12 protein-coding genes are annotated in these 16,379 nt (G+C 47.6%); 7 read left to right on the plus strand and 5 right to left on the minus strand.

Features of this window, described 5'->3' with window-relative positions; all coding sequences use genetic code 11:
* The first annotated feature begins 14 nt into the window (after positions 1 to 14).
* Positions 15 to 1,622 carry a T9SS type B sorting domain-containing protein gene (locus AC1DFM_RS28915; protein WP_477080259.1) on the plus strand — a complete coding sequence of 536 codons (1,608 nt, stop codon included), beginning with the start codon at positions 15 to 17 and terminating at the stop codon, positions 1,620 to 1,622.
* A gap of 2 nt (positions 1,623 to 1,624) precedes the next feature.
* Here AC1DFM_RS28915 and AC1DFM_RS28920 read toward each other — a convergent pair whose 3' ends face one another.
* Both AC1DFM_RS28920 and AC1DFM_RS28925 read right to left on the minus strand, forming a co-directional pair.
* Positions 1,625 to 2,305, minus strand: a complete 681-nt coding sequence (locus tag AC1DFM_RS28920) for a tyrosine-protein phosphatase (RefSeq protein ID WP_477080260.1) — start codon at positions 2,303 to 2,305, stop codon at positions 1,625 to 1,627.
* A gap of 101 nt (positions 2,306 to 2,406) precedes the next feature.
* Complete coding sequence (locus AC1DFM_RS28925) at positions 2,407 to 2,880, minus strand: GAF domain-containing protein (RefSeq protein WP_477080261.1); 474 nt, start codon at positions 2,878 to 2,880, stop codon at positions 2,407 to 2,409.
* 176 nt (positions 2,881 to 3,056) lie between these two features.
* Between AC1DFM_RS28925 and idi the strand changes: the two genes are divergently transcribed.
* Together idi and AC1DFM_RS28935 are read left to right on the plus strand one after the other, a co-directional pair.
* The gene (gene idi, locus AC1DFM_RS28930) at positions 3,057 to 3,596 is read left to right on the plus strand and encodes an isopentenyl-diphosphate Delta-isomerase (RefSeq protein WP_477080262.1); all 540 of its coding nucleotides are present in this window, start codon (positions 3,057 to 3,059) and stop codon (positions 3,594 to 3,596) included.
* Positions 3,597 to 3,790: 194 nt separating this feature from the next.
* On the plus strand, positions 3,791 to 4,765 hold the full coding sequence (locus tag AC1DFM_RS28935) for a terpene synthase family protein (RefSeq protein WP_477080263.1): 975 nt from the start codon (positions 3,791 to 3,793) through the stop codon (positions 4,763 to 4,765).
* A 96-nt stretch (positions 4,766 to 4,861) separates the two neighbouring features.
* Here AC1DFM_RS28935 and AC1DFM_RS28940 read toward each other — a convergent pair whose 3' ends face one another.
* Positions 4,862 to 5,893, minus strand: a complete 1,032-nt coding sequence (locus AC1DFM_RS28940) for a hypothetical protein (protein ID WP_477080264.1) — start codon at positions 5,891 to 5,893, stop codon at positions 4,862 to 4,864.
* Positions 5,894 to 5,904: 11 nt separating this feature from the next.
* Entirely contained in the window at positions 5,905 to 6,609 is a 705-nt protein-coding gene (locus tag AC1DFM_RS28945) for a TMEM175 family protein (protein ID WP_477080265.1), read from the minus strand.
* A gap of 169 nt (positions 6,610 to 6,778) precedes the next feature.
* Between AC1DFM_RS28945 and AC1DFM_RS28950 the strand changes: the two genes are divergently transcribed.
* From AC1DFM_RS28950 to AC1DFM_RS28965, 4 genes are read left to right on the plus strand one after another with little or no spacing between them, the layout of a single operon-like run.
* On the plus strand, positions 6,779 to 8,122 hold the full coding sequence (locus AC1DFM_RS28950) for a TolC family protein (RefSeq protein ID WP_477080266.1): 1,344 nt from the start codon (positions 6,779 to 6,781) through the stop codon (positions 8,120 to 8,122).
* A 44-nt stretch (positions 8,123 to 8,166) separates the two neighbouring features.
* On the plus strand, positions 8,167 to 9,303 hold the full coding sequence (locus AC1DFM_RS28955) for an efflux RND transporter periplasmic adaptor subunit (protein ID WP_477080267.1): 1,137 nt from the start codon (positions 8,167 to 8,169) through the stop codon (positions 9,301 to 9,303).
* 20 nt (positions 9,304 to 9,323) lie between these two features.
* Complete coding sequence (locus tag AC1DFM_RS28960; RefSeq protein WP_477080268.1) at positions 9,324 to 12,497, plus strand: efflux RND transporter permease subunit; 3,174 nt, start codon at positions 9,324 to 9,326, stop codon at positions 12,495 to 12,497.
* 16 nt (positions 12,498 to 12,513) lie between these two features.
* Positions 12,514 to 13,266, plus strand: coding sequence for a class I SAM-dependent methyltransferase (locus tag AC1DFM_RS28965; protein ID WP_477080269.1), 753 nt, complete (start codon positions 12,514 to 12,516; stop codon positions 13,264 to 13,266).
* A gap of 185 nt (positions 13,267 to 13,451) precedes the next feature.
* On the opposite strand, the gene AC1DFM_RS28970 is transcribed toward AC1DFM_RS28965, so the two are convergent.
* Positions 13,452 to 16,376, minus strand: a complete 2,925-nt coding sequence (locus AC1DFM_RS28970) for an FAD-binding and (Fe-S)-binding domain-containing protein (protein WP_477080270.1) — start codon at positions 16,374 to 16,376, stop codon at positions 13,452 to 13,454.
* Positions 16,377 to 16,379 lie beyond the last annotated feature (3 nt).

Below are 16,379 nucleotides of genomic sequence, written 5' to 3' on the forward strand. Positions count from 1 at the left end.
ACGAATAACTATCTATGAATAATTTGCTATGCTTCGTACATAGCCTGAAATCATGTGAGAAGAGCCATATCGAAAGACTATCACCCGGCCTGTATCTGTTACTAAGCAAAGTAGGGATATTACTGTTGCTGCTAAGTACCGGTACTATTGTTTACGGCCAGGATATTCCTTTGAAAAATCCATCGCTGGAGGGAACTCCGGCGGAAGGAAGGGTACCTGTCTCCTGGATAAAGGCCGCAGGTACACCGGATATTCAACCGGGCGTACATGCTATCAGTGTTCCTGCTGCTGATGGTAATACTTATATAGGCCTTCACGGTGGCGCCGAATGGGCGGAAGCCATTGCACAGGGAGCCGCTCTGAAAGGCGGACATACTTACCTCGTTTCTTTTGATCTCGCTTTTATTGCACACTACACTTACGATGCCTGTTATGGCAATCTCGCTATTTACGCAGGTAATAAACCGGAAGATTCTACGGAGTTGTTGTGGAAGTCGGGACCGTTCTACCATACCAGCTGGACGCAGTATAATGCCGTATTCAGTCCGTCAAAAGATTATAAATATATTTCGTTTTGGGCAGATGGAAAACTCCCCTGTAATAAAAGTGAGTTAGGGTCTACGGTATTGATCGATAATTTTTCGCCAACGATTCGGGAGGTACCACAGGTGGCGATTACAATACAATCTACCTGTAAAGGAATGAATACAGGGATGGCCACCGCTAAGGTAACAGGTGGCATTCCTCCCTATACCTATCTATGGCAGCCTGGCGAACAAACCACTCCGCATATTGAGCAATTAGCAGCCGGTAATTACACACTAACCGTTACTTCTGCCAATGGTACCAGTACAACCGCTGCGGTAGTAGTGAAAGAAACAGATTTGAAAAGTGACCTCACAACGGTGAGTTCTCCGTGCAACGGTGATAACCAGAATGAGATACAATTGCGCACCACCGGTGGCGTACCGCCTTATCGCTATTATTTTAACGGCGCTGCCACACCCAGCTATACACCTGTTTTTAAGGAATTACCTCCCGGGAAATATAGTTTAATAGTGAAAGATGAACAAAGCTGTGAAGACAAACTAAGCAACATTACACTCACGGAGCCTGCGCCATTGCAAATAGCTGCTGTTACTACAAAAGATATCAGCTGCGACGAAACCACCGATGGAAAAATAACCCTGCAAATGGCTGGTGGTACGGCGCCATATTCCTATAAACTGGAAGCTGGCAATTGGCAACCGGATAATGCCTGGTGGCATCTTGATGAGGGACATTATTATTTCGACGTAAAAGATCTGCATAATTGCGCCACCCACGGATCTGCGGGTATCATCAGGAATCACCGTAACTGCGCGGTATATGTCCCCACTGCGTTTAGCCCTAACAGTGATGGACAAAATGATTTGTTCCGTGCAAGAATAAACGATGATATAACGGACTATAAAATGGAAGTCTACAATCGATGGGGCGCCCTGGTGTTTCGGACTACTGATCCCGAAGGCGCCTGGGACGGCGCACAACAGCCCGTCGGGACTTATGTTTGGGTACTCATATACACAGATAGCAAAAAGCAGGCGCGTAAACAAACCGGTAATCTGATGCTGGTAAAGTAATCTTACAGTGTATGGTTTTTGAACGGATATTTTTCCAGCTCGTGTCGCAACTTTTTATTTTTACTGATGTCGCTGATGGCTTGCAGGTGTTTTTCGTGGTGAAGATCAGTGCCAATGTAATCGATCATATTTAACTCCATCAGCTTCTCTGCTGCCTGCTGAATATGTTTGCCATAATACCCTGTGAGCGACAGTAGGTTTACCTGGAACAAACAGCCCCATTGTTTGTATTGCTGATATAGTTCAAAATTTTTATGGCAATAGTTATATCGCTCCGGATGCGCTAACAGCGGTGTATAACCTTGCGCACCCAGTTCAAAAAGCCACCCGTGTAATTGTGGTGGTGGTGACATGAAAGAAATTTCTACCAGCACTAATTGTCCGTTGAGCGTAAGCAAGGGTGCTTTCATCAACGCTTCAAACTGCTCATCCAGGTAATATTCGGCCGCGTAATGAAAGGGGAGGGTGATGTTTTCAGCAGATAGCGATTGCTGTACGGCCTCGTAAGGTGCGGTCAGGGTATCCCGGGAGTTGGGATAACGATCCATCATAATATGCGGAGTGGTAATGATCTTTTTAATACCCAGGTGCTGCAGCTGTGCAATAAACTGCACGGCTGTAGCTACATCAGGTACGCCATCATCAATGCCAGGCACGAGATGGGAGTGGATGTCTGTTGACATAAAAGCCAACAAATCCGTAGGAAGTGGTGTCTCCGTATTTTTTTTTCGAAAAAATAGCATAATGGCTTCTCAGTAAAATAATGACACAAAAATTTGTGGTGCTACAACACAATCAATGCCACAATTTCTTCGAGGAATTGTTGATCCGTTGTATCAAAATGAGAAAGATGTTCGCTATCTACATCCAGAATGGCCTTTACCTCACCGTCGCGGATCAGCGGAACTACTATTTCAGACCGGGAAAGACTGCTGCATGCAATATGCCCCGGAAATGCTTCTACGTCAGGTACAATGAGGGTGGCTGCCTGCGTCCAGCTGCTGCCACACACACCACGGTTCTTACGGATACGGGTACACGCCACCGGCCCCTGAAAGGGTCCCAGCACCAGTTCTTCTCCTTTTACCAGGTAAAACCCCACCCAAAACCAGCCGAACTGCTCTTTTAATGCAGCCGCCACATTCGCCAGATTCGCTATCAGGTCGGGTTCTCCTTCCAGCAAACCCTTTATTTGCGGGATCAGCGCCGTATATTGCTCTGCTTTATTGCCCTGGATAATATGTAAGTCTTCTGCCATAATGATTGTTGTTGTACTGCAAAAGTCCGGAATTTTATATATATTTAGTATAGTAACCGTTAAAGTCATTGTCGTTAACCATTCGACCATTATTTAGCTGTAAAGAGAGTTGTTTTTGGTAGTTTAGCCGTTTTTTCCATCTGCCAAAAGCTTAATTAAAATATATTTGCGAGACTATGAAATCACCGGACGTAATTTTAGTGAACGAGCACGACGAAGCTATTGGTACCATGGAGAAGATGGATGCGCATTATAAAGGATTACTCCATCGCGCATTTTCCGTATTTATCATCAATGATGCCGGAGAGATATTATTACAACGCCGTGCGTTGGAGAAATATCATTCTCCCGGGTTGTGGACCAACACCTGCTGTAGTCATCCTTATCCGGGGGAATCTACCGAGGCCGCGGCGCATCGTCGTTTACAGGAGGAAATGGGTTTCGATTGTGACATGCAGGAAATTTTTACATTCACCTATAGAGCGGAATTTGATAATGGGTTAACCGAACATGAATTTGACCATGTGTTGCTCGGCACGTATAACGGCAACATATCTCCTAGTCCATCTGAAGTATGTGATTACAAATATTTGTCTTCCGGCCATATTATCGAATTAATGGAAAAGGACCCCGATTCATTTACCGTTTGGTTTCATCGTGCCTTGCCGTTGGTATTGCAGTATATGAATATCCCGATAAATGCCACCGGTGTATAATTATTGTTTCGTTTAGCTATGCCAGTTTACTATTTACCAAGAGTTGTTTAGGAAGTAAAATTTTCAGCACCCATCTGCCGGCTGCCAGACAAGGCAGTCGTTTCTATGCCTTTTAGTTTTCCTACCGGGAAAAGCCCGGTTATGCCTATGCTTTTTTAGTACCCTCAATAATTAACTATTAAATCCAAAGACACATGACAACCATTCAAATGCCTGATATCAGGTATCCCTTCCCGTCTGGTATTAACCAACATGTCAACGCAGCCCAGGACCACGTAGCTTCCTGGGTAGCCTTTCACGGATTGCTGACCACAGAAAAAGCCTGGCAGCGCTTTCACAAAGCACGCTTTGCCTGGCTGGCAGCCAGAGCTTTCCCCGATGCAGCCCTGCATGAGCTTTGTATTGTAGCCGATTTCAACACCTGGCTCTTTATTTTGGACGACCAATGCGACGAAGCCGCCTCCGGCCGTAAAGCCGACTACCTGAAAAGTATCATGGCCGGATTCATGGATATCCTGCAATCCAACCGGCTGGTAACACCTGCAACCGGCGGCCCATTGCCCGCCGCCCTGAGTAGTATCTGGGAACGTATGCGCGCCATTGGCAGCCCTGCCTGGCGCATCCGCTTCATCCGCAGCATGGACGATTACTTCAGGTCCTGCATATGGGAAGCCGAAAACCGGGAAGCTGGATTGGTGCCTTCTGTGGAAGACTACGTCCACATGCGGCCCTTTACCGGCGCACTCCTGGCAGATATTGAAGCCATCGAAATCATCGAAAAAATTTACCTATCCCGTACCATTATTGAACAACCTTTGTTACAGCGCATGATACAAGCCTGTAATAACATTGTATGCTGGTCCAACGACCTGTTTTCCTGCACCAAAGAAGCGCGCCAGGGCGATGTACATAACCTGGTGCTCGTATTGCAACATCACCGGCAGCTGAGCTTACAGGATGCCGTTAATCAGGCCGCCCGCATGCACAATGAAGAAGTCGCCATTTTTGTCACCCTGGAAAAACTATTGCCGCTAAAAGGGGATGAAAGGGATTATGAATTGCTTCGTTACGTGTCCGTACTACGGTCATGGATAACCGGTAATTTCGACTGGAGTGTAAGTGATACCGGCCGCTATGGCCTGGCAGCGCAAGAAGTGGCGGTAGCGTAGCAGCTTTTAACCATTAGCTTTTAGCTTTTAGCAAATGCAGGGAAGTAGGTATTGTGTTGATCTGCGCTGCATTTGCTAAAAGCTAATGGCTAAAAGCTAACTGCTGCTTCTCATCCGCTTCTCTATCAATCTCCCTACCCACCAGAAAGAAATCGCGAGTATCCCGAAGAAAAGGCCTTTATTAGTATGATCCCAGAGGTATTCGAAGTAACGGGTATAAAGGTCCAGTAAAAGAAAAATAACGCCCAGATCCCGCAACAGATCATCCTTCAACCGGATGCCCAGCAGCAGGATGCCCGCACATAACGCGGTATAAATGATCACCCATTGCAGTAAATGTATCTGCCGAAGCTGTTGCCATTCGTCCCACGTACCACAGTTACCGAAAATAGAGATGAGCCAGCCTGAAATGATCAGCAGCAGCCAACCACCGCTCCAGGTAATACGTTTAATAGGGGCATATACTTTCAGTGGACGCAATATCCAGGCAATGCCCACCAGCAGCGCCCCCAATACCGCCATACGACAGGGCAAATTCATGCCCAGGAAGTAAGCGCCATCGTTGGTCAGATAGTAGGTGAGCTTTACATATGCCGGTATCAGGCATAAAAGCGTGGCAATCCACATCAGCCGGGAGTGGAGGGTAATGCCCAATATGCCGAAACAAGCCGTGGCCAATAACCAGAAAGCACCATAGTTGCCATCCAGGTAGTTGACACTTTTGCCCAGATACACCACGCTGACGCCTATACTAAGTATAGGTAACAACCAGAAAAGTTCCCGGTTAAAGGAAAATACCGGCTGCCGCTTGTTACGCCGCCAGCCCTCGTAACATAAAAAGATGGTAAGTCCGGCAAACAGGAGCGCAATCACGCCATCTGTCAGCGAAAACTTCTTCCGGATAATTTCTATCCACTTCTCATCCAGTACCAGTGAGCCGAAAGCCATCAGCGCACAGGAAATGGCGGCTATGAATATATACAGGGTAATAGTTTGCCAGTCGGTATTCACTACCTTATAGCTCTCCTGCAGCCTGCCAGCCTGTTCAGTAGTAATCAATTGCTCCTCCTCCCACTGATGAATGGCACGGCGGAGTAGTTGGGCTTCCCTTTTATCCAGTTCCATCATAAGCTACAGTTTCAGTTATTCGCCTCTACTTTATGTACAAGGCGGAGGGTATTGCGTTTTTTGATTTTTAAACGGAAATAATTAAACAGCCCCAGCGCCGGAATAATCATATAACTGATACGCTGGTACGCAGTATTTTCCGGATACAGGAAATAAGTCATGGCAATACAGGTAAAACCCGTTGCCGCTGTGAGAAACCCGTATTTACAACGCTGGTACAACAACTCCTTCTCTGTTTGATGCCCCGGTACCGCCAGTTGCGGGTTTTTCTGAAATACATAGTAACTGATCCAGAATAAAGCGGCCAAACATCCCGTCAGGTTACAGAGGTAGATAAAGAACGGCAACATAAAGTGGGCAGAGGTATGTAAAATCGCAGAAGTAGAAAATGGAAACGATACAATAAAAAATAAAAAGAAAAGATTGCGATGAATCAATCCTTCGTTGTAATTTTGGAGAAAGCGGCATAAATGAAGATGCCGTACCCAAAAATTTCCAATAAATATAAAGCTGGCGGTAAAAGTCAGAAACTCAATAGCAGTCGGTCGTAACAAATCCCAGTAACCACTGGTAGGCATTTTTCCCGGTAAAGCAGGCAATTTGATTTCAATAATCAATAAAGTAATGGCAATGGCAAATACCGCATCACTGAATAGGATTAATCGCTCCAGCTCAAACTCACGATGAAAGGGTTTGGGTTCTTTTATAACAGACATAGACATAGTTAACAATAACTTTTCTGAAAGATACGAAAATAGCTCCCGTTATTAGCTATTACTATGCAGCCGTCCCGTTTGCAGTCCATGGCCGCAAAAAGGGCACAACCTTTTTACCTGTTCGTTGTTAAGTATTTATCAATCATCATATACTTTCAAAGTAATAAGTATGCATTGTCGTTTTTTTCTTTTCACCCTTCTTTTATTACCAGGAATAACAGCTTACGGGCAGGCAGATACAACGCAGCCTGGCAGCTATGCCTATAACCTGGTAAATTGCATACAATACGGACTGGATCATCAGAACGATGTGATAAATGCCCGACTGGATGTACAATTCTCCCAGGAACAGATAAAAGAGGCCACTGGTAAGTTTCTGCCCCACGTCAGCGTCAATGCAGGGCTCATAGACAACATTAAGTTGCAGACCTCTCTGATTCCGGATCTTACCGGTGCAGACCCTAATAAAAGAACCCCCGTGCAGTTTGGTACCAAATGGAGTTCGTCTGCCACCGGACAGGTAGATCAGGCCATCTTCAACAGCGACTACTTCCTGGGGCTGAAAGCTTCCCATGTGTATGGCGATTTATCGAAAAAGGCCTATAAACGCACAGAAATAGATACCAAAGTAGCCATCACCAAAGCTTATTACGCCGTGTTGGCCAATGAAGAGAATATCCGTCTCGCCAAAGCCAATATGTCCCAGCTGAGCAAAACCCTTTCCGATACCAAAGCCCGGTATGATGTGGGTGTAGCAGAAAGGGTAGATGTAGATCGTATACAGGTATCTTACAATAATGTGGTGACGGATATTGAAACACAGATCCGCGTTCTCGTATATACGATGCAGTTATTGAAGTTCCAGATGGGGATGCCGCAGGAAGCAAAATTGACCCTCACCGAAACCGTGCAGAACCTGGATGTGGATGCCTATGTGGCGGATACTATCGACTACCAGGTACAAGACAGAATTGAATACAGCATCCAAAATACACAGATTGCCCTGAATGAACTGAGCCTGAAAAGCAAGAAGCTGGGCTATCTGCCTACATTAAGTGCCTACGTAAACTATGGCTTTAATTATTTTTCCCAAAAGTTCGGCGACTTGTATAAAACAGGCTACGGCGCCTCAGCACTGGGATTAACACTGTCGTGGCCCATTTTTACCGGTACAGAAAGAGTTCACCAGATCCGGGAAAGCAGGATCACTTTAAAGAAGTCGCAAAACGACCTGGACTACCTCGCCCAACAAATCAAGGTAGACGTAGCCAATTCAAATACCCAATATCTCAATAACAGGTCCCGGTTTGTAACGCAGAAAACGAACATGGGTCTTACCCAGGGAATATATGATCGCATTGTACTCAAATTTGAACAGGGCGTAGCTACCAGTCTGGACGTGACTTCCGCGGAAAGTGAGCTGAAACAGGCGCAGGTGGATTATGTACAGGCCCTGCTCAACACCCTGATCAGCAAAACAGACCTGGATAAAGCCATGGGCAAAATTAAGTAAGCAGTTAGCTTTTTTGTATTCGTAATTCGCAATTAATTTCTCATATGTATCTAGTAAACTATAAGCGGAACTTTTACGTGGCAGGTATGATACTCTGTGTAGCCTGTGGCAACAGCAAAAAGCAGCAACAGGCCGGGATGATGGGAAAGATGAAACCTACGGTAGTCGCCGCTGATGTGGTGCCCGCCGTATATACCGTGGCCGAAAAATTTCCGGCTACCCTCACGGCCCACGATGTAGTGGAACTCCGTCCGGATGTTTCTGGTTACCTGGAGGCCATCCGCGTACCTGATGGCAGCAACGTCACCAAAGGACAACCTTTATACGATATAGACCGGAGCCGTGCTGCCGCTGCATACGGTCAGGTGGCCGCCACCCAGCAACAGGCAGAAGCCGATCTGGCGCAGAAGAAGAAAGACTATGAAAGGTATAAAACCCTGCTGGACCACGATGCTATTTCCAAACAAACCGTAGATCAGGCCTATACTGCCATGCTGAGCTCACAGGCCAACGTGGCCGCTGCCAAAGCTGCAGTAGCCAGAGCCGGTACAGATGTGAACCACGCCGTGGTAAAAGCACCGGTAACCGGTAAAATAGGCATCGTGCAAATTAAAGTAGGAGACATCGTAAATGCAGGTCAAACCCTCATCAACACCATCGTGAACGAACACCCCATGTTTGCAGATATGGACATTCCCCAGGCCCGCCTGCCGGAATTTCTCCGCATCCAGAAAGGGCAGGGCGACGAGAAATTCTTTATCCAGTTTGGCGATGGTACCCGCTACGGAGAAGAAGGAAAAATTCTCACGATCAACAATATTGTGGATGCACAAACCGGTACGGTACGGGTACGCCTCGTATTTCAAAACAAAGATGGTATGCTGAAATCAGGGATGAGCATTGTAGTGGTGATGGAATATGGTACACCCGCCACCCAGATCGCAATACCGGCAAAGGCCATCATTCAGAATCTTTCTGAAACCAGTGTATATACCCTCACTAAAGATAATGTAGTGGCTCCCAAAGATATTGTACCAGGTGCTGTTACAGATACGATGATGCTGGTACTCGACGGACTCAAAGCCGGCGACCGCATCATAATAGAAGGTATACAACGTGTGAAACCCGGTGACACTGTAAACATTGCAGGAGCAGGCGCAGGAGCGGCAGGAAAACAATAATAATAAATCACTCTCACAGTATGATCTCAAAAACCTTTATAGAGCGTAAGAATACTACTATCGTAATTGCTATCATAATTGTGATTGTAGGGCTCATCTGCATGTTTAACCTTCCCATTGCACAGTTGCCGGATATTGCACCACCGGTAACAGATGTAAGGGCCAATTACGTGGGCGCCAACTCCACTACGGTTGAAGAAACAGTGACCACGCCCATAGAAAACCAGGTAAACGGTACCCCCGGCGCCATGTACATACAGTCCGTGAGCGCTAACGACGGCTCCATGAGTATTACCGTCACCTTTAACCTGGGAACTAACCCGGATATCTCTACACTCGACGTACAAAACCGTGTGAGCCTGGCGCTGCCCAGTACCCCCGATGAAGTACGGCGTGTAGGCGTTACGGTGAAGAAGCGCTCCAATGATATGTTAATGGTAATTGCGCTGAACTCACCCAAAGGAACACATACCCGCGAATTTCTCGATAACTACCTCAACATCTACCTGAAACCTGAGCTGGCCCGTATTGTAGGAGTAGGGGATGTGAACGCCTTCTCACAGGATTATAGTATGCGTATATGGCTCAATCCTGATAAGATGGCCGCCCTCGGCCTTACTGCAGGAGATATCTCCAGGGCCATTACAGAACAAAACCAACAGGTGCCTGCCGGTAGTATCGGTGCGCCACCCATGGGCCGCCAACAGGCATTTGAATATACGGTGAGTGTGAAAGGCCGCCTCGCCACTTCTGAAGAGTTTGGTAACGTGATAGTGGCTACCAGCAAAACCGGTAGCCTCGTAAGGCTCCGGGATGTAGCCCGCATCAACCTGGGTTCCTTCACCTATGCCATTGACGCTAAAGCCGATGGTAAAACCGGTAGCGGGATGGCCATTTACCTCTCGCCAGGCGCCAATGCCCTCGATGTAAACGATAAGGTAATGGCCAAGATGACGCAAATGGGAAAGAATTTTCCGGAAGATGTGCAATGGCTGGTACCATTTGAAACCACGTCCTTTGTGCGGATCTCTATCGATGAAGTAATCCATACATTTATTGAAGCAATGGTGCTCGTAATCATCGTGGTGTTTGTATTCCTGCAGAACTGGCGCGCTACCCTCATTCCCATCCTGGTAATTCCTATTTCCCTGATTGGGACGTTTATATTCTTCCAGCTACTAGGCTTCTCCATTAACACCCTCACCCTGTTCGGTTTCGTACTGGCGATCGGTATTGTGGTGGATGATGCCATTGTGGTGGTGGAGGCGGTTCAGCATCATATTGATGCTGATCTGATGTCGCCCAGGGATGCTACGTTCAAAGCGATGTCGGAGGTGCAGGGACCAGTAATCGCCATCGCCCTCATCCTGGCGGCGGTGTTTGTGCCGGTGGCTTTCATTCCCGGTGTGAGCGGACGCCTGTATCAGCAGTTTGCGTTAACGATCGCTTTTTCGGTGCTGTTATCCGCTTTCCTGGCCTTGACGTTTACGCCCGCATTAACGGCTATCTTACTGAGGCCCGCTCATCTCACCCAAAAATCCCATGGCCTCAATAAACTCTTCTTTAAGTTCAATGAATGGTTTACAAGAGTTACCAACCGCTACGGAAACGGGGTGATGTATTCTATCCGGAAAACACCGGTAGTACTCATTATTATGGGATTGCTTTTCGCGGCCGCATTTTACTTATTCAAGAAAACGCCTACTACCTTTGTGCCCCAGGAAGACATGGGCGCCCTCTTTATTGCCCTGGAACTGCCGGAAGCTTCTTCTACGGAAAGAACCAAGGAAGTAGTGGCGGAAGTGAGCCATATTCTGGAGAAAGACAGCGCCGTAGCACACTTCTTCGGCATCACCGGTATCAACTTCGTGGCCAATGCCACCAAGCCCAACTCCGGTACCTTCTTCGTGAGTCTTAAACCCTGGGATGTACGCTATAAACATGGCGACAATATCAACGCGGTATTAGGACGTATCCAGATGGCGACGATGAGAATTATTGGCGCCAATATCATTTGTATTCCCRCACCAACCCTGCGTGGGTTGGGTACTTCCGGCGGGTTCTCCTTTATCATGGAACAGCGTAGCAATCCGGATATCAACCAGTTCCTGCAGGTGATGGGGCAATTCCTGATGGCAGCCAATCAGCGGCCGGAAATAGCGCGGGCATATGCTTTCTTCAGCGCCAATACGCCACAGTTCAATGTAGACGTTGACCGCGATAAATGTAAGCAGCTCGGTGTAGCCGTGAGCGATGTATTCAATGCACTGCAAACCTTCCTCGGCGGATTGTATGTAAATGACTTCACCAAATTCAGTCGCAGCTTCAGGGTGGTACTACAGGCCGATTCCCTGTATCGTACGAGCATTAATAATCTGAACACCTATTACGTCAGAAATAACACCGGGTCGATGGTGCCACTCAGTGCGCTCATCACCACCACGAAATCAGCCGGTGCTCCGGTTATCAACCACTTCAACCTGTATCGCTCCGTGGAAATTGACGGGGATAGCAAAACGGGCTATAGTAGTGGTGATGCCATCGAGGCGTTGAAAGAGGTGGCGGCCAAAGTATTACCGGAGAACTTCGGTTTTGAGTGGGCCAACGTATCGCTGCAGGAAATTGAAGCGGGTAACAGTAGTGTACTGATTTTCGGCTTGTCGATCCTGTTCGTGTTCCTGCTGCTCACAGCGTTATATGAAAGCTGGTCGGTACCGTTTTCGGTATTGCTGGCGGTACCTATTGCGTTATTCGGCTCTATCCTGGCGCTGTCACTCACTAAACAAGCCAACTCCGTATATTCTCAGATCGGTTTGATCACCCTCATTGGTTTGGCCGCGAAAAATGCCATCCTGATCGTAGAGTTCTGTAAGGAACGTGTGGATAGAGGTATGCCTTTGCTGGATGCTACTTTAGAGGCGGTAAAATTGCGTTTGCGTCCTATTCTCATGACCTCCTTCGCCTTTATACTAGGGGTAGTGCCCTTGTGTTTAGCGAAAGGTGCGGGTGCCGCTTCCCGTGTTAATATAGGCTTTACCGTAGTAGGAGGGATGCTGGCCGCTACGCTGCTAGGTATTTTCACCGTACCGGTGTTGTATGTCCTCATCACGAAGATGGCCTATGGTAAAAAGAAACTGGCCGAACTGGAAGCACATGGTAATGAAGACAAGAAACCTAAAGGTTTAGGAGAATAACCTTAACTTCAGTACCATGAAAAATACCGAACGTTTCAGCACCCGGGTAGATAACTATGTAAAATACCGGCCACATTATCCTGTGGCCATTATTCCTTATCTGGCCACTGCTACCGGCTTAACCCGTGCTACCATTGTAGCCGATATCGGTGCTGGCACAGGTATTTCTGCCCAACCTTTTCTCGATAACGGCAATAAGGTATACGCCATAGAACCCAATACAGAAATGCGGGAGAAGGCGGTGCAGCTGTTACAACGCTATCCCGGATTCGCAGCCGTTGCCGGTTCCGCAGAACATACCACGCTGCCGGATGCTTCGGTAGATCTCATTGTAGCAGGTACTGCTTTTCATTGGTTTGATCAAACCGCCACTGCCGCAGAGTTCCGGCGTATTGGTCGTAAGGATGCTTCCGTAGTGCTGATGTGGAACGTACGACAGGCGGAGTTGCCTTTCGAAAAAGGCTATGAGAAACTGCTGCATCAATTTGGTACCGACTATAAAGATATGCAACACAGAAACGTTGGTACGTCACAGTTAGCCGGCTTTTTTCAGCCAGGCACTATGCAGGAAAAATCGTTTCAGAATGCGCAGATTTTTGATTTCCCCGCGCTGAAAGGGAGGTTGCTGTCGTCGTCTTATGCACCGGAGAAAGACCATCCCGTGTATGAAGATATGATGAAAGCGCTGGAAGATTTGTTTGAAAAGTACCAGGAACAGGGCATGGTGAAGTTTCACTATGAAACTATGTTGTATACGGGGAGAGTATAGCGGATGTTGTCTTATTCAGGATTAAACTGATTATACTGATTTTTATATTTTGATTTTTGTAAGATTAAAAAGATGATGGGAGATCGAAGCAAATATATCGGCTTCAATCTCCCATCATCTTTTTAAAATCAAAATATAAAAATCAGTATAATCAGTTTAATCCTGAATAAGACAAAAAATCGCGTTTATGCCAGACTGTTATACAATATCTCTACCGGATGCAATGCTTTTACGCCGGTACCGTCTTTTACCTGATGCCGGCAACTGGTGCCTGGCGCAGCTATAATCGTTCCTTCCGCAGCGTTACGCACGGCCGGAAACAGTACCATTTCACCGATTTGCATACTCAGGTCGTAGTGTTCTTTTTCGTAACCAAAAGAGCCCGCCATACCACAGCAACCGGAAGGAATTACCTCTACAGAATAGTTCTGTGGCAGCGATAACATCTTTTTGCTGTGCAGCGCGGAAGACAATGCCTTTTGCTGACAATGCCCATGTAATTTGATATGTTGTTTGTTGCTGGTAAATTGTGCGGCGGTGATATGTCCTTTATCCGCTTCTGCTGCCAGGAATTCATCAATCAGGTACACATGCTTTGCCAATGCTTTGGCTTGCGTACGCAGATTTTCCCGCACCAGGTCCGGATATTCATCGCGGAAACTTAAGATGGCAGAAGGTTCTACGCCCAGCAGCGGTGTGTTTTCATTGATAACGTTGCTGAATATACGAACATTGTTTTCTGCATAGTCCCTTGCTTTCCGCAGTAGTCCCTTCGACATATAAGCGCGGGCGCTTTCCGGATGATCAATCATTTGTACATCATAGCCCAGGCGGTGCAGCAGGTGAACGGCTTTGATACCAATGGCGGTATCATTATAGTTGGTGAACTCGTCGCAGAAAAGGTATACTTTTTTGTTGCCGGTAGCACCTTGTTTCTCTTTCGGCCATTTTTCGTTGAACCATTTCCGTAAGGTGGTGCTGTAGAGCCCTGGCAAAGAGCGTTTGGCGGCAAATCCGGAGAATTTACGGATGATGCCACCCGTAAAGTTGTTATTGATCACCGCATTATATACCCCTGGTGCGATGGCGGCCAGGGCAGATAATTTAGAGTAATTACCGATCATTTTTGCGCGCAATGGTACGCCGTTGGCATCGTAGTAATGCTGCAGGAACTCCATTTTCAGTTTGGCCATATCCACGTTGGATGGACATTCCGATTTACATCCTTTACAGGCCAGGCACAGATCCAGTACTTCATAAATTTCTTTATGGTCGAAGCGGTTTTCTTTGGGGCTATGTGTCAGGAATTCGCGGAGGATGTTGGCCCTGGCGCGGGTAGTATCTTTTTCATTCCGGGTAGCCATGTAGCTGGGGCACATGGTACCACCGCTCAGTTGCGTTTTGCGGCAGTCGCCAGAGCCGTTGCACTGTTCGGCATGTTGCAGCATGGTTTGCTGCGGAAAATGGAAGATGGTGTTGATGGCCGGCACCTTTTGTCCCGGTTCGTAGCGCAGCATGCTGTTCATTGACGGTGTGTCTACGATTTTGTTGGGATTGAAAATGTTTTCAGGGTCCCAGGTATATTTAATTTGCCGCAGCAGTTCGTAGTTTTTGTCGCCTACCATCTGTTTAATGAACTCGCCGCGTAGCCTGCCATCACCATGTTCACCGCTGAGGGAGCCGTGATATTTTTTCACGAGGGTGGCAATTTCTTCGGCAATTTTACGGAACAGCAGGTTGCCTTCTTCCGTTTTCAGGTTGATGATAGGGCGCAGGTGTATTTCACCACTGCCGGCGTGGGCGTAGTGAACGGCGTAGAGATTATATTGTTTGAGGATGTCGTTGAAGTCGCGGATGAAATCTGGTAAATCTTCTACTGCTACGGCGGTATCTTCAATCACGGGTACGGCTTTCTCATCGCCGGGCAGGTTACTGAGCAGGCCCAGACCGGCCTTGCGGAGCGTCCATATTTTTTTGGTATCGTCGCCGAAGAGGAGCGGGAAGTGGTATCCCAGTCCGGCGGCGCGCAGCGTGGCTTCCAGCTGGCCGGCAATTTCCACTATTTCTTCGCGGGTATTGCGGCAAAACTCCACCACCAGGATGGCGCCGGGATCGCCTTGTACGAAGAAGCGGTTTTTACTTTGTTCGATGTTGTCTTTGGTACATTCCAGGATGTAGTGGTCAATCAGCTCGCTGGCGCTGGGCTTATATTCCATGACCAGGATGTTGGCGCGGAGCGATTCATCGATATTATTAAAGTGAATGCACACCAGCCCTGTTTCTTTTGGAGGCAGGGGATCTACATGCAGTTTTATTTCTGTGAGAAAGGCCAGGGTACCTTCTGATCCGGCGATCAGCTTACAGAAGTTAAAGTCTTCCGTGCCGGCGGTGAAGGGATTGGTTTCCAGCAGCATGTCTACCGCATAGCCGGTGTTGCGGCGGGGAATGCTTTTTTTCGGGAACTCTTTCCGTATTTCGGTTTGGTAATTATGATTACTAAGGCTGCTCCGGATTTGTTGATAGAGCTTTGTTTCCAGGGTATCGGGGCCTTCGCATTTCTGGTGGAAGGTGTCGGCATCTATGCTGCCGAAGGTTACTTCTTCGCCGTTGCTGAGCAGGGCTTTTACTTCCAGCAGGTGTTCGCGGGTGCTGCCATATACCACGGAGTTGGAGCCGCAGGAGTTGTTGCCCACCATGCCACCTATCATGGCGCGGTTGGCGGTGGAGGTTTCCGGACCGAAATAGAGGCCGTGTGGTTTGAGGAACATATTCAGTTCATCGCGGATCACACCGGGTTGTACGCGTACCCAGCCTTCTTCTTTATTGAGCTCCAGTATGTTGGTAAAGGTGCGGGATACGTCGGTGATGATGCCGTTGCCAACTACTTGTCCGGCCAACGAGGTGCCGGCGGTACGGGGGATGAGGGAGGTTTTATTTTCCCGCGCAAAGCTGATCAGTGTCTTCAAATCATCGATATGCTGTGGAATAGCTACTGCCAGCGGCATTTCACGATATGCCGACGCATCAGTGGCATAGAGTGTTCGCATGGTATCGTCTGTATAAAGCTTGCCTTCCAGTTGCTGGGCCAATTGCTCTAGCTTGTCGCGCATCAT

Source organism: Chitinophaga sp. 05T412 (genome assembly GCF_056396465.1).